Genomic DNA, 15,481 nt, shown 5'->3' on the forward strand with positions numbered 1-15,481 from the left:
ATTTTGAAAAGAGAAGTTAAGAGCATAATTAGGATGATAATTCAAGAAAGTGTTGAAGATCTTTTTAATCATCCCTTCAGTTTACTTTCGCTGAAGGGATATAATTGCTTATTTATATTTTTTCTTTAATTCTGTAATCATCTTTAAAAAATGGTTTGCGTATTGATCAGGAGAAAAATGTACTTCAATGTGTTTAACACCAGTCCGTCTGATTCTTTCTCTTAAACTTATGTTATTCATTAATTCTATTGCTTCGGTTACGGCTTGAGTAATATTTCCAAATTCAAAAAATTTTCCGGTCTTGTTATGTTTAATGAAACTCTTTACTCCATCCGAATCGGTAGATAAAACTGGACACCTACAAACCATTGCTTCTAGCACTGCATATCCAAATCCCTCAACTCTAGAAGTAGAACAAAGAAATCCTCCAGAATCACCTATTTTTGAAAAAAAACCAGCCATCTCACTATGAGGTTGATTTGCAAAAATTTTTAAGTTGTTTTTCAATTTTAAATCATTAACTTTTTGCTGAAATGCAATCCGCGCATCTTTTGTTGCTAATGTATTGTCTTCGAACATCCAAAGTTGGATAGAAGGATATTCCTTTAATAATTCCGCGCCAATAGTTAGGAAATCCCTCCAATTTTTATTTTCTTCTAGACGACCTACCCAACCTATAATTGGGTTAGGGTTTTTGGGGTGTTTTTGATATTGAAACTCTTTAAGATTAAAACTGTTGTGAAAGCAATATTTAGGTATATTTGGAAATTGTTTTTCGAATGCTGCAATCAAATGAGGGGTTTTGGGATATAAAATAGCATCACAATATTGATTTAAAATAGGAGCTGCATGATTTTTTAAAAAATAATCAGCATATTCTTTATTAGTACCTAAACCTTGAATTTCATATATTAACAAACCTTGATAACCATTCTCCTTTATTTTTTTTTGTAACAAAAGATCTGAACCAACAACGATTGCATCATAATTCCATTTTTGTATAATATCTTTAATTTCATCATCATTGTTTGTAACAAAAATTGGTGCATCTATTTTATTTTGTAGTCCGATTCCTTTTTGTAGATATAAAAAATGACAATTAACTCCTCGAGGAGTTAGAGCGTAAAAGCGCTGTCTATTTAACGTTTCAACTCCGCCGCTTGGGATAAAGAAAGTAAATAATATATTCATATGAACCAGCTCCTATTTAAATTTATATAGATTATAAGTGTATTCAATAAAATTAGATCCAAGAATTTTTGGATAAACAGGAGAGTTAAGAGGGACGCTTAATGACAATAATTTATTGTGATGTTATGGTTTGAATGACTTAACCCATGTTGCTAGTTCAATTTTGGATTTTTTATCTAATGTTTCTATTCGATTTTTCAAATTTTCTTTAGCCCATTGATAAAGTTGGATATCAATAAGGTTCGCTTTTTCTATTTGTTCAATAGTTTCCTTCGGTATAGATTCTTTTTTGAGTTTTTTGTTATTTACATTGCCTCTACTGTAATCAATTGTCTCCCATCCAAAGGTATTTTTCATTAAAAATAATGATTCTTTAAACATTTCTGTAATCCCAAAAAATGCAAAAGTTTTCAAATTATTAATTGCTTTTTCTAAATTAGGGTCATCGCCTGTAATGTAGTGTGTTTGCATATTAGAAAACCGATCTAATTTTGAAAATTCTTCTAAACTATATTCATTTGCTAATTTATTGTTTAACACATGTTTGAAATAATAATAGTGTGAGATGACACGTTCAATAGGATCTCTCAGCATTGTAATGTAGAGAGGGGATCCCCATTTTTTGTGTTGGCTAAATTTGTTATGTCCTAAGATGCATTTAGTATTTTTATTAATATTGCTTACTATATTCAAAGTTGGATTGCTGGTGGAAAAAATTTCATGTGATTTATACTGCGAACGTATTATGGAGTATGGAGGTTAATGAAGCCCCAGCTGTTTTGGGTATATGCACTAGGATTAAAACTTTTTCATTGTGCAAAAGATCACCTTCTTTCTACTGAAAAAATTTATTTAGTAAGGGATGTTAGATATAGTCAAATAGTCAATATTTATCTTAATAGTGATAAATAAAATTTTTGAATTTCAAAACTAGGAATATATATTAAAACAGAATTCATCAAGTGATCATTATCGATTTAGACTCGGTTAAACAAGCGACTTGCATTTGAATAGATGTTCATATTGCTTAAGCTTGCTTTTGAATAATTGAAAAAACGGTGAAAATGGGTTTAACTTGAATGTACATGAAGTTTGTTCTAACCTTAGATTCTTAAGAAAAGTTCCTTTATATATATTTATTCGATTATCCGTTATGTTGTTCTAGTGCGGTTGCTTATTTTTATTTTTAAACTCTACGGAGTGTTAGTTCCTCCTGATTTCAACGTCTGAAAAGTTTTTTAAACTTGAGATATTTTCTCATTTCGTGACACATACACTAACCACTTTCGCTTTTGTTAATAAAATAGAGTAAGGAAAAGTTGAATATAATTTAAGGGTTAGTTTAATATAAATTGCGAATTTCACTGTATGAAACTTCAATATAAAGACCTAGGATTTAAATTTATAAGGGGTGGTTTTTTGATTAAATCAAATAACGAAGAATTTAATTTCCAAACGCGTGGTCTAACTCCACCGTCTTTAGACGGTATACGCTTTTAGCCTTATACTTCGATGTCCATACTTAAGGTGTGAGGTGAAAGTATGGACGGATATAAGAAGAATAGTCATGCAGTCTTTGACATCAAGTTTCATGTAATCTGGGTTACAAAATATAGATATAAGGTGTTACGTGGTCCGATTGCCGTAAGAACACGAGAATTAATCAGGCAAGGATGTGAAGCAAGAGGAATCACCATCTTGCAAGGAAGTGTTGGAAAAGATCACATCCACTTATTGTTATCATGTCCACCGAACCTTGCCCCAAGTAAAATTATACAGTACCTAAAAGGGAGATCATCAAGGCTTCTTCAGGATCAATTTCCTGAATTGAAAAAGAAATATTGGGGCCAGCACTTATGGGCAAGGGGCTATTTTTGTGCCACAGTAGGAACAGTAGATGAAGAGACAATAAGAAATTATATTGCAAACCAATTCAATGAAGAAAAGAACGACATATTCACGATAGAAGAGTGAGTTTAGTTAAAGTTTAGTGTGGTTAAGCATATAGGCCTTTAAGATGACTTCAGTCTTAAGAAACGACTTTAGTCGTAGATATTTTATGTCCAAATCCACCTGCTTTAGCAGGTGGTCGTTTAAAAACGAAAATGCGCCTTCCCCTTGGAAAGGCGCATTTTCGTTGCTAGTCTAACTTCTCATTAATTCACATGACGTTTAACGAAATTTGCTAATTGTTCTTTGCAGGCTGGATTAAGTCCATCCATTCGTTTTTGCAGTAGTTGCTTAGCATACTCATACAATTTAATATCAAGTTCATTCTTCTTTCTAATCAATTCAATCGTTTCCTTTGAAAAATCATTTTGCTTCAATCGGTGTTTTGTTATGTTTTTCTTTGTATATTGAACATTATTCCAACCAAGGTGTTTACTCATCAAAAATATGGATTGAGCATACATTTCGGTTATCCCGACCACAGCAAAATGCTTCTCGAGATTTTTCTTAGCAACTTCTAAATCCGGAATGCTCTTACCCGAAACAAAACGAGTCTGATGATTAGAAACAGGTGAATGGTCACTTGCGACAAATTCTTCAAACGTCATTTGTTTAACAGTATGATGCATACGATTTTTAGAATTTTGAAGTATGAAAAAATAGGTGGAGATTACTCGTTCTACAGGATCTCTTAGTACAGTAATGTAGGTAAATGGTTTGGTGAGTTTAGAATGAATTCCATATTTAAAATGACCATATAAACAATTTATAGAATTTAATTCATTCTTAGTAAGCTTATAAAATGGGTTTGGCTTTGTTTTTGGAAAGCGATAACGTTCATGTTTAGGGTATTGATTATCTAGAATTCTCCGCAATGTAAGGCCACCAGTTTTGGGAATGTGTATGAAAATGACTGTTCCATTTTTAGAGTTATTCGTAGCTGGCACTTCAACACCCCCTTTTTACATATTTTATTCTAAGATCCATTTAACTGTTCTAGTCCGGTTTCTTAATTTAGAGTGGAATTAGCTAACACCATAACAGGAAGCTCGGTTGTTAAATTAGATTCTGCTTTTGGTTTTCATTCGGGTGGATCTAGGGGAACTGGTGTAATTGTATAACTTAGTAGAAATGGACAACTTGTTGCAAGAGGGCTAGAGAAAAATACGTTTAGCGGAGATGATAAATTCACCCTAACTAGCTTAATAACTGTAGATGATGAACCAACTGGTGGGGATGACACTTATGAGTTAACTGCTCAATTAGGTCCAGCTACTGCTGCTGCGGGTAACAAAGTGAAAATTATAGGACCAAATTACCTTAACTGCAGAAGCGATTAGCTAATTTAGTAACGATACAAAAAGTGATGAGGTTTTTGGACTTGTCACTTTTTTGTTTAAATGAAAAATAATTTTTTTGAAATAGTGAACTAACATCGAACAGTACAGTCAAAAAATGTACTACATGATACACATGACATTTCCTCTATTCATATAATAAAGGTATGGAGTATGAAAGTGGGAAAAGAAGGTGTAACTGGTGAAGCCAAAAGTAACGATTATTCTAACAAGCTATAATAAGCCAAATTCGGTAGGAGATGCCATTGAGAGTGTAATTAATCAAATTTTTCAAGATTGGGAACTTTATATTATGGACGATGCTTCAAACGAGGAAACACAAAATGTTATTCAAACCTATTTAAAACATCCGCAAATTCATTATTACAATAGTTATATAGAAGATGAAGATAGGTATAAAACAACAAGGTATGCTACGTTAATTAATGAAGCAATTGCTTACTCAAAAGGGGAATATATTTCTTATTTAACAGATGATAATTTATATTTACCTAATAGGCTCAAGGAAATGGTTCAATATTTAGATGAACATCAAAATATTGGGGTAGTTTATTCGAAACAATCAGTTAAAATCGTTGATAAACAATTAAACGTAATTTCAGAACGTATTAGGTCAACAGAAGGAGTGCTGAGAAAACCTCAGAATATAGTAGACCATTGCTCTGTTATGCACCGTCGAAGTTTACTTGATGATATATACAATAAATACAAAAGTTATTGGGATGACCACCCTTCTAATTGGCATAATGCTGATGCAGCGTTTTGGAAAAGGTTAACTGATTTTACTTTATTTTATCCAATTCATAATGTTTTGGATGTTTGTTTAAAGGGTCCCAATTCTTTTCAGAATTTAAACGCTTTTTTACCTGAAAGAATCCCTTCTGGAACATTAGTAAAAGGTCTAGGATCAACTACTTTTTTAATTGAAGGAAATAAGAGAAGGGAAATTTCTGATGAAATGTTTAAGGTATTACGATACAAGCCGGAAAAGGTTGTTGAAATTCCAGATCCAATATTATTTAAGTATCAAGAAGGAATAAAGATTGACCATTCTATTTTTGATAGACACGAATTCTTCCCAAATAATAGGCTTTTAAAGGCATATAATCAGCCACATATCTATTATATAGAAGGTAATAAAAAAAGGCATATTATTAGTATAAAGGCATTTAGGAAGTTTCATTTTCAAGCGAACGAAATCATAGAGATGACTAGATCCTTTTTAGAAAAAATTCCAAATGGGGAACCTATTTCTGTTAATTTTAGTAAACACATGCCGTTGCCTGGTGGTTTACTATTTAAATATAGGTCGAATATTTATATTAGTGAACAAAATATTTTATATCCAATTCATTCTAGGGAGACTAATAAATTAAAACTCGGGCCACAAAAAGCAATAGTTTTGAATCAAAATGAATTTAATTTTTATAACAAAGGTAATTTACTTGAGTGGAAGGCGAAAAAGTGGAAATAGTCGATGGAAGAGCTTTTTTGTTATATCCAAAATTGTCGACTGGGATATTTAATCTCAAGTAATCAATAAACTAGAAAAGAAAGGCGGGAAATGAAATTCATTTCCCACCTGGATTTGGGATTACATTATAAGACCAGACGTATAGTAATGTGAGAAGGAGAGAGGAAGTACATTTTTTCTATTTCTAACCATACACCCTTACTACTTTTACTTTTGTGAATACAGATAGAGTAATAGGGAAGGGAGTTGGGTGATGAATAATCGGTTAATTGTTAAATTTAATTCTAATGTTTCAAAGGACCACTGTATGAAAATTCATCAACAAGTTGGCTCAACCATGGTTGACTGTATTGATGAATTGAATTGTTATGTAGTCATTACCGGAAACGATATGGACAAGTGTAGAAAGTGGTATTTATGCTGCGAAGGAGTTGAATTTGTAGAATTTGATACCGTTGTAAAGACCAATCCTATTAAAGGAAAAGCAATGCCTAATGATCCAGGTTTTACACAACAATGGGGATTACCAAAAGTATCAGCTTCGAAAGCTTGGAGTATTGCTAGAAGAAATCTACGAAGGGTTTCAATTGCTATTTTGGACTCGGGGATTGACCAAAATCATAGGGATTTATCTAACAAGATTATCGTTAATCGAAACTTTACTGATTCACATACAGTTGATGACTTAAATGGACATGGAACTCATGTGGCAGGAATTGCCTGTACGATTACAAATAACGCTCGTGGAATCGCGGGGATGAGTTATAATGCCGCTTCGTTAATGAACATCAAAGTTTTGGGCGATCAAGGATTTGGATTAGTAAGCTGGGTCGCTCAAGGAATTGTCTTTGCTGCAAATCAAGATGCTAAGGTCATTAACATGAGCCTTGGCAGCAGTGCTCATTCTAAACTTCTAGGAAGCGCGGTACTATATGCCTGGAGAGAAAAGAGAGTTGTGATAATCGCTGCAGCAGGAAATAATTCGTCGAATACAAGGGAGTTTCCAGCTGCCTATAATCCAGTTGTTAGTGTTGCTGCAACTAATAAAAATGATAGAAAAGCGAGGTTTTCTAATTATGGTGCAAAGTGGGTAGATGTTGCAGCACCTGGTGTGAAAATATTATCAACTGCACCGAATCATTCTAACGAAATCAGTTGTTTGGATTACTGCTCGCTGTCGGGAACCTCAATGTCTACCCCGTTTGTTAGTGGTTTGGCGGCTTTAATCTATGCAACCAATCCTAACTTAAACAATCGCCAAGTTGTTCGAATTATTCAAAAGGGAGCAGTCTCTGTACCTGGAACAGGTCGATTATATAAGCATGGAAGAATTAATGCTTATAAATCGATGGTTATTGCGCGAAATAATAGAAGAAACCGATAATTCCAAGTATATGGGATTATCTTTTTAAAAAAAAATAAGGTGTGGCCGCTAAAAACGCCACACCGTAGTAAAAAAACTTTCATCTTTTACCCCCAAATAAATACTGCGAGAAAAACAGTTATAAGCATACATAAGATACTTAGTGGAAAACCTACTTTAAAGAAATCAGTAAATTTATATCCTCCTGGCCCAAAAACTAGTAAATTAGTTTGGTAGCCTATTGGGGTTATAAAGCTACAAGAGGCAGCAATTGCAATAATGATGGCAAACAGTTCAGGATTGTATCCGAACTGAGTAGCGATGGAAAATACAATTGGAAACATGAGAGCAGCAGCAGCAATATTACTTATCATTTCGGTCAAGATTAGAGTTAAAAAGTAGAAGACAAAACAGAGAATAAGCAGGTTTACTGGTTTTTCAAAGTTTAAAAGGTTTGTAATGAGCATTGGTAAACCGGCTTCTTCTACAGCTTTTGCAATCCCTATTGCTGAAGAAATAAGGATCAAGATTCCCCAATCAATCGCTCTTTTTACTTCTGATGTTGTAATTGATTTTGTAACAACTAAAACAATAATGCCAATTAATGCAGCTTTAAGAATGGGTAATATTTGTAACGATGCTAAAATTATTACTCCAAATAATGTAGGAATAATTATTTTTGCTTTTTCAGGACGTGAACTTTCGGATGCATTTACATCCGAAACCAAATAAAAATGACGGGAATTAGCCCAAGATTTCATGAAGTCCTTGCCTGTTAAAAGTAGTAAGGTGTCTCCGGGTTTTATCGTTATATTTCCAATGCCTGATGAAATTTGTTGGTTTTTTTTTCGCGCAGCAACAATGACAGAATTGTATTGTGCTCTAAAGTTCGTATCTTTAATCTTTTTATTAACTAATGGAGAGGAGTGAGAAATAACGACTTCAACTAAATTATTATCGTATCGTTTGTAAGCTGAGTTAAGATCTTCGTTTGGAGCTGTGAGTTTTAATCCTTTTATATTATTTAAGTTCATAATGCTATCTATATTCCCGGAAAAAATAAGAACATCATTTGCTTGGATCACTTCGTAACTAGAAGCAGGAGTAATAGCATTGTTATTACGAATAATTTGAATTAAGAATATATCGTGTAATGCTCTAAGATTTACTTTTTTTACGGTTTTTCCGATCCATGTGGATTCAGATGTCACTTTTACTTCAATCGTATATTCATTACTTTTAGACTGGTAGGCTTCAATTAAATCTTTATTATTAGGTAATTGCTTATGACCATATAACATCATATAAAGCAGAGTAACAACAAAGAGTGGAATCCCGATTAATGTAAACTGAAACATTGAAAATCCTTGATGTCCTACCTGTTGCAACAAACCATGAACAAGTAAATTTGTCGATGTTCCTATTAATGTAACGGTCCCACCAATGATGGCAGCGTATGATAAAGGAATTAATAGTTTTGAAGGTGAGATTTTATGTTGAATTCCCCATTTATGGATAATGGGAGTTAGCATTGCAACGATAGGTGTATTGTTCATAAAGGCAGATAAGAAAGATACCGGCAACATGATTTTCATTAAAACAATTGAGATTCTTTTATTTTTACCTAGTATTTTTGTGAGGACTTTTGGAACGACACCACTTTTTTGCGCAGCATATGCAATAACCATTAATAAGGCAATGGTATGGACTGCAGGATTCGAAAATCCTTCAAATGCTTCATTAAGTGGTAGAACTCCTGAAAGGATAAAAATCGACAGTGCTAAAAAAACGGTTACTTCAGGTGAGTACCATTCTTTTATTAAACTAATAAACATGAGAATTAAAACAACGCTTACTGTAATTGTGATAAATGACATAGAAACACTCCAACATATATATTCAGATCATATATAATAAATATGCATGTACTAATGTTTTGGTTCATTTTTTGAATGAACGTCTATGCCTTTTTTTAAGAAATCTATCATGGAAGTACATATGAAACTATACACATTCTGGTATTTAATAATAGACTGTAAGATGTAGTTCAAAAAGGACGGTTATTTCCTTTTTTGAACATTAATTCATTTAGAAGTAATTCTTTTAAATTTAAAGCGAATGGGGTTTTGATAGTGGATTTCAAAAAAATAATTAAAGCAGGTCATTTTGATTTACATGTGCATACGAAAGCATCTGATGGGGACTATTCTCCAACGGATGTTATAAAAAAAGCAAAAGAGGCTGGTTTAAAAACGGTTGCCATAACAGACCATGATACACTTGAGGGGGTTGAAGAAGCTCAAAAAGCTGGGATAGAGTTTGGAGTTCAAGTAATCCCAGCAATTGAGCTTAGCACAAAATATAAAGGAAAAAGCATAGATATATTAGGGTATAACATAACAGCAGGGGAAGAATTAAATAACATTCTGTTACGTATGCGAGAAGGACGGGAAGAAAGAGCGAAGAGAATAATTGATAAATTTAATGAATTAGGCTTTACAATCACATTGGAAGAAGTAAAAGAATTTAGTGAAGACGGGGTAATTGCCAGGCCTCATATAGCTAAAGCAATTGTGAAAAAAGGTTATATTACTAATTATCAAACTGTATTTGATGATTATTTAGCGGACGGGAAGCCTTGTGCAATTGATAAAATGATTTTATCGCCAACAGAAGGGATATGTCTTATTCACAAAGCTGGGGGAAAAGCAGTTTTAGCTCATCCTGTTTATATTGGTGATGATAATATTGTGAGAGAACTATTAACATTTGGCTTTGATGGTATTGAAGTATGGCATAGAAGTCAAAATGAAAATCATAATGAGCAATATAAAAGTATGGCAATAGAGTTTGATATATTGATGACAGGTGGTTCTGATTTTCATAATGATGACCATCAGTTAGGTCAATTCGGGAAAAAATAATGTTGAGTTGAATAGTCCGCCTGCCAGTGGCCCTGCATGCCATGCGGAAGAGTTTCTCTCCAACTAGAACTCAACCCAATGATAACTCCTATAGGAGTTATCATTGGTTTTTTTTATTTCGAAAGTATCATGCTCGCAATGCTCCTTTTGTCGTCTATTTACTTATTATTTACAGTCTTAGGGTAAAGTGTGAACTCTTTGCTTTATTAATTAATACAATAAATTATTGATTATAATTTTTACTCTAAGATGAATGTAAATTGAAAGATGATTTTTAGGTGTAGTTACCACCTTTGAAGAAATACAGTAAGGAAGTTCAAAGGTTATTTTTCTGTTGAAAATCCATCTATTTAAAAGGTTCACGATAAACTCTGGTTGTCTCAAGTGTAAATATAAAGTTATGGCGGTGATGGAGGAAGTGGTATTAGACTAATAGCCTTTATACTAAAGGATATAGGCTTGTATAATTGGAAGTAAAATAAAAGGAATGAGATTTATAAAGGACTTAAAGTTCTTGAAAATAGAATGACTACTCAAGAAGACCTTAAGCCTAATGAAGTTAAATTTATTAAGAAAGCTACTCAAGATTTTATGCATGGATAGAATTTGGGAAAATGTGTTGAACAATCATATTTTCTCCTAAAGCAATTACGTATCCTTCTTATAAAGAATAGGGCTGGAAAGAGCCAAATTCTCATATTTATTTAGAATATATGGATAAATATTTTACGAATTTCAAGTATATTCACGTTATACGTAATGGACTAGATATGGCGTGTAGTAAAAACCAACAAGTTTATAATTGGGGGAATTTATTTGGAATATCAATTCCTTATATCATAAAAATGTTTCTTAAAGTATCATTAAGATTTTGGATTAAGTCATATTGATAGATGAATTTACTAGAATAAGTAATGTAGACCTTTAAACAACTTTTTTCACAGTTTTTATCAATCCCCTAAAATGATTTGCTGGAGAATATTTGGCCTAATCATTAGAAAGAAGGGTAGGCGTGTATTGTACTTTGATGCTATTCTGCATCTTTTTCAGCCCAAGGTTTTTTTCTTTTTCTCATTTTCGATTGAATTCCTTTAGGATGGATCCGATGCTCGTCAGTAATGAAATTTACTGGATGGAAGTTCCAGAACTCAACCAATTTTCTGAAGAACCCAGCATCTGCATTTCTCCATAAAGAAGGATGATCATCCCAGCCTCTTACTTTTTTAAAACAAGTACTTCTATGCATAAAAGAATTATGATCAACTCGGCTCATTGGATGTTTGGTTACACCAACTAAAGGGCGAATGAACTTTCTCACAACCTTACCTTTATTATTTATATTAAGAACTTGTTGCTTACCGTAAACAATATGAACATTAGGTTTGTTTTGAAACACATTGACCATTTTCTCAAACCTTTGCGGGTAATAGATATCATCATCTGTCAAGTACGTTACAAGATCACCAGTTATATGTGGAATAGCCAGGTTTATGCACGTTGCGTAGCGAACTGTTTTATGTCTGTCTGAATCTTTTACGCCTGATTGAATAAGCTTCAATCTAGAATCTTTTTTGACGAGACTCTTAAGCACTTGTTTAGTATTTTGATTAGAATTATCATCTACGATAATTAGTTCCCAATTTGTATATGTTTGATTTTGCACACTTGCAACTGCCTCGCGCACTCCTTTAGGTCTGTTATAGCTAGTGAGAATACAGGTAATTTTCAACATTCGTCACCACTTTCTTAGTTTAATATTTATTTAGGATTTCATATTAATTAATTCAATATAGAATTATATTATGAATTCTAGGGACGAAGCGTTTGGGGGACTGTTCTAAACCTTTGTTAATTGGCATATGTCATGGGGATGAATTTATTTCATAAATAAAGCCATAAGATTTAAGTAATGCTTATTTTAATACTTTTGAAAAAGGTGATATCATGTCCTCTAAGAAACAAGTTCAGAAGCTTGAAGTTACAGATTATAAAAAAATTTGCCAAGTTAAAGATTTTAGTGATTATAAAAAAGGGAGGTTACAAGAAAATAGTTTTTATATTGTAAAAAAGCCAGAAATATTAAAACTAATTCCTCCACAAAACTCACCGCTAGGACAAAAGATTCCAAAAAAATGTTCAACTCAAGAATTTTATCTTGCAAGTATAAATCATGCATTATGTATGGAAAATCAAATCATTTTGTATAATAATAAATTATTACCAGATAGTTTCAGACATTATGGTTTATTATCTGCTCATAGATCACTTCGTTATAATGGAACTACTAATAGCTTTAATTTAACTAAGAAAAAAAAGGAAAAAATAAGCTGGCTGCCTGGAGATAGTTTATTTTTAAGTGGAGAATTCTCAGAAGAATATGGACACTTCCTATTAGAGGTTGTTTCTAGATTGTGGATTATGGATTTTATAGATACTAGTCAATTTAAATTTATTATGAATCCGAGTGATAACCAACTTTGGCAATTAGATTTTTTAAAAGCTCTTGGAATAAAAGAGAAACAAATTGTCTATTTACATCAACCGACCATATGTGAAAGACTGCATATTCCAGTTCAGTCTTTTGTGTTAAGAAAATATACTTCTACACTAGCTCATAAAACTTGGAAAAAGATAGGAGATTACTATGATACTGGAGTTGGCCCGGAAAAGATTTATGTTTCTAGATCTAAATTAAAAAATAAAAGGAGGCTATTAGTAAATGAAGTAGAAGTTGAAGAGTTATTTCATTCACTAGGTTTTCATATCATACATCCTCAGGAATTGAGCTTAAGTAACCAAATAAATTATTTTAGAAATGCTAAATTTATTGCTGGACCTTCTGGATCTGCAATGTATAATTGTGTTTTTGAAAAGAAATCTGTAAAGAAATTAATCCTCGCATCTGAAACGTTTTTCAAAATGAATGATATATTTATTAATACTTCTACAAAAGGACAATTAAGTTATTTTATTGGAAAGACTATTGATGCTAACAAACCCGCGGTAAGGGCTGAATGGTTAGTACAATTAGGAAAGCTAAAGAAATTATTAAAAGAATTTGATTGAAATGATACTAATTATTTTCCATTAATCTGACTCAACATTCATAATATATTTACTACCAGGGCTGTCTTTATCTGCTGTCACTTAGTTTGGCAGCAGACTTTTTTATTGTTTGAAGGTGTAAGGATATAAATCCATCTAATCGTTCTCAAGGGCATATTATATTTTTTTTGCAATAAAGTTCTTCATTCAATATTTTTTTAGTGACTTATCTAAAAAAGTTCTTACTGACTCTATACCCTCATTAGGTTTTTTACCAATTTTGGAATTAATCTCAGCAACAAAACTTCTAGGGTTATTTAAGAGTTCATGAAAGTGGACATCAATAATATCAGCTTGATTTGCTACTAACATTTTTCTGAAATGTTTTTTGTTTTTTAAATAAGGCTTGAGGATCATTCGAGCATCTTTTTCTGTTATGTTGTCTCGGTGTGCTAGAGATTTTACGGATTCTTTGAAAGGACGATGAACAAATACATACGTCACATCAGATACATTTTCTAAATGGCTTTTCCAAAAGTCAAATGTGATCATCATTCTTGGATCTTTTATCCCCCAAAACGGTTTTACATGGGTTAATAGGAATTTTTTAATATTTTTAGGCGGCAAATAAACAGCTTTTATTTTTTTACGAGCAGGAGGTATTTTCCAACTCCCTCCTGCTATTTTAAAAATCATATCATTAAATTCCATTATATCAATGTTTTCATAATGACCTTTAGGATTTCCTGAATTTTCTTCTAATAGTTGTTCGCCCATATTAACCCCTAAGTGGTATAACGCCCCAGCAGTAGCACTAGATCCTGAGCGATGAAGACTTAGTATAAGAAATAATTTAGATTTTATAGTATTTTCCTCCCTTCCAACCCTTGCTATATTATATGGTTTGACTTAATTGTTGGTGTGTACTTGTAGTTTAAATAGGTAATTCAATACTAAGAGGTAATTTATAAAGCAAGGAAGACCTTCCTAAATGTACGTTGGTAGTTGAATGTAACCTTTTTGATGATGGCTCAACACATGCCGGTTGTTATTGTGGATCAACCGAAAAAGGAAGGAATAGTAGTTTGCGATTATCAACTTTTGTAATCAGATTTAAATGTGCTAAAGACTACCACATTTGTCCAACCACATTTCCTTATTAAACATATAAAAAAGTATGTCAAAAAGTTTTCTGCTTTTTAGATTGCTTTTTGATAAAAAAAATAAGGAGTGATGTAAATGAAAAACTATAACAATAGTTTTGTTAAAACCAATTACGGTTTTAAAAATAGTCCCAAAACCGGAAAGAAGCGTATGGTACCCAAAAAACACGCTATGACACATGAAAAGTGCCCGCCACAAAAGCCAGGTGACCAAGCAAAGGTAACGGCTATTGGTTGTACGTCCGTTGATTTTGATTTAGAAGGTAACGAATTAAATGTTCCTGTAATTGATACAACTGTTGCTTTAGCTGAAATCGAATTAACAGCTAATGTTGAGGCAGATATTCATCTCCCAACTCCTGCAAGTGAAATCAAAAATATCCGTAAAAATGTTTCCTTAACACAATGTAAAGCAGTTCCATCACTTTCAGGCCCTGGTTTCGTAAGTTTATTTATCACAGGTTTCATCCACAAGAATATTCAATATTCTGATGGAAGTGGTTATATCCGCGACTATCATGTAGATGTTCCTTTTAGCTGTAATCAAACAGTAGAACTAGTGAATCCGACTGATAAAGCTTTCCCTAGCGTCAAAAATACTGTGTTTGAAAGAAGAGAGCGAGCTAAAAAAGGGCATGGAGCAGACCGCTGCACACATTCTCAAATTAACTTTGAATTCTTTAATGAGCCGATCGATTGTAAATTGTTAGCAGCATTTATTAATGAAGTAGACCTATTAAAGAAATTTGATAAGTGCGGAAGCTTCAATAAAATTACAGAGAAAATGGAAGTAGTACTTTTCATAAAGCTGTTACAAAATCAGCAAGTAGCATTAGGTGAAAATTGTAACGATAATGGTGATGCTACAGGAACAACTGTAAGTGCGAGATTACGAGAGTTAAGAGACAGAATTTAGTCATTTTGTTAATAGGGTATCTCATTTTTTGAGATACCTTATTTTTAACGATTGCACTCTGTCTACTTAATTCTTTAAAAATTGCTTTATAATGTAG

Annotated in this window: 12 protein-coding genes; 6 read left to right on the forward strand and 6 right to left on the reverse strand. The window is 32.6% G+C overall.

What is annotated here, in order from left to right:
- Window positions 1–108 precede the first annotated feature (108 nt).
- Window positions 109–1,191, reverse strand: a complete 1,083-nt coding sequence (locus SAZ04_RS10660; RefSeq protein ID WP_332694880.1) for a glycosyltransferase family 4 protein — start codon at window positions 1,189–1,191, stop codon at window positions 109–111.
- A 123-nt stretch (window positions 1,192–1,314) separates the two neighbouring features.
- Window positions 1,315–1,884: a hypothetical protein gene (locus SAZ04_RS10665; protein ID WP_332694882.1), complete on the reverse strand. Its 570-nt coding sequence runs from the start codon at window positions 1,882–1,884 to the stop codon at window positions 1,315–1,317.
- Window positions 1,885–2,733: 849 nt separating this feature from the next.
- Between SAZ04_RS10665 and tnpA the strand changes: the two genes are divergently transcribed.
- On the forward strand, window positions 2,734–3,165 hold the full coding sequence (tnpA, locus tag SAZ04_RS10670) for an IS200/IS605 family transposase (RefSeq protein WP_332694884.1): 432 nt from the start codon (window positions 2,734–2,736) through the stop codon (window positions 3,163–3,165).
- 182 nt (window positions 3,166–3,347) lie between these two features.
- Here tnpA and SAZ04_RS10675 read toward each other — a convergent pair whose 3' ends face one another.
- Window positions 3,348–4,088, reverse strand: coding sequence for a sulfotransferase family 2 domain-containing protein (locus SAZ04_RS10675; protein WP_332694886.1), 741 nt, complete (start codon window positions 4,086–4,088; stop codon window positions 3,348–3,350).
- A gap of 592 nt (window positions 4,089–4,680) precedes the next feature.
- Here SAZ04_RS10675 and SAZ04_RS10680 point away from each other — a divergent pair.
- Both SAZ04_RS10680 and SAZ04_RS10685 read left to right on the forward strand, forming a co-directional pair.
- A complete protein-coding gene (locus SAZ04_RS10680) occupies window positions 4,681–5,973 on the forward strand; it encodes a glycosyltransferase family 2 protein (RefSeq protein ID WP_332694888.1) in 1,293 nt (430 codons plus the stop codon).
- Window positions 5,974–6,226: 253 nt separating this feature from the next.
- Window positions 6,227–7,357 (forward strand): S8 family peptidase, encoded by a 1,131-nt coding sequence (locus SAZ04_RS10685; RefSeq protein WP_332694890.1) that lies wholly within the window; start codon window positions 6,227–6,229, stop codon window positions 7,355–7,357.
- 86 nt (window positions 7,358–7,443) lie between these two features.
- Here the strand turns inward: SAZ04_RS10685 and SAZ04_RS10690 are convergent, their stop codons facing one another.
- Window positions 7,444–9,213 (reverse strand): SLC13 family permease, encoded by a 1,770-nt coding sequence (locus SAZ04_RS10690; protein WP_332694892.1) that lies wholly within the window; start codon window positions 9,211–9,213, stop codon window positions 7,444–7,446.
- 255 nt (window positions 9,214–9,468) lie between these two features.
- Here SAZ04_RS10690 and SAZ04_RS10695 point away from each other — a divergent pair, with 255 nt between their 5' ends.
- Complete coding sequence (locus SAZ04_RS10695) at window positions 9,469–10,260, forward strand: PHP domain-containing protein (RefSeq protein ID WP_332694894.1); 792 nt, start codon at window positions 9,469–9,471, stop codon at window positions 10,258–10,260.
- A gap of 1,030 nt (window positions 10,261–11,290) precedes the next feature.
- Here the strand turns inward: SAZ04_RS10695 and SAZ04_RS10700 are convergent.
- Window positions 11,291–11,992 (reverse strand): glycosyltransferase family 2 protein, encoded by a 702-nt coding sequence (locus SAZ04_RS10700; RefSeq protein ID WP_332694896.1) that lies wholly within the window; start codon window positions 11,990–11,992, stop codon window positions 11,291–11,293.
- A 212-nt stretch (window positions 11,993–12,204) separates the two neighbouring features.
- Here SAZ04_RS10700 and SAZ04_RS10705 point away from each other — a divergent pair, with 212 nt between their 5' ends.
- The gene (locus SAZ04_RS10705; protein ID WP_332694898.1) at window positions 12,205–13,326 is read left to right on the forward strand and encodes a glycosyltransferase family 61 protein; all 1,122 of its coding nucleotides are present in this window, start codon (window positions 12,205–12,207) and stop codon (window positions 13,324–13,326) included.
- 186 nt (window positions 13,327–13,512) lie between these two features.
- Here SAZ04_RS10705 and SAZ04_RS10710 read toward each other — a convergent pair whose 3' ends face one another.
- Window positions 13,513–14,082: a sulfotransferase family protein gene (locus SAZ04_RS10710; RefSeq protein WP_332694900.1), complete on the reverse strand. Its 570-nt coding sequence runs from the start codon at window positions 14,080–14,082 to the stop codon at window positions 13,513–13,515.
- Window positions 14,083–14,544: 462 nt separating this feature from the next.
- Between SAZ04_RS10710 and SAZ04_RS10715 the strand changes: the two genes are divergently transcribed.
- Window positions 14,545–15,384 carry a CsxC family protein gene (locus SAZ04_RS10715; RefSeq protein ID WP_332694902.1) on the forward strand — a complete coding sequence of 280 codons (840 nt, stop codon included), beginning with the start codon at window positions 14,545–14,547 and terminating at the stop codon, window positions 15,382–15,384.
- Window positions 15,385–15,481: the final 97 nt, after the last annotated feature.

The organism is Halalkalibacter lacteus, assembly GCF_036663595.1.
GTDB lineage: Bacteria > Bacillota > Bacilli > Bacillales > Bacillaceae_D > Halalkalibacter > Halalkalibacter lacteus.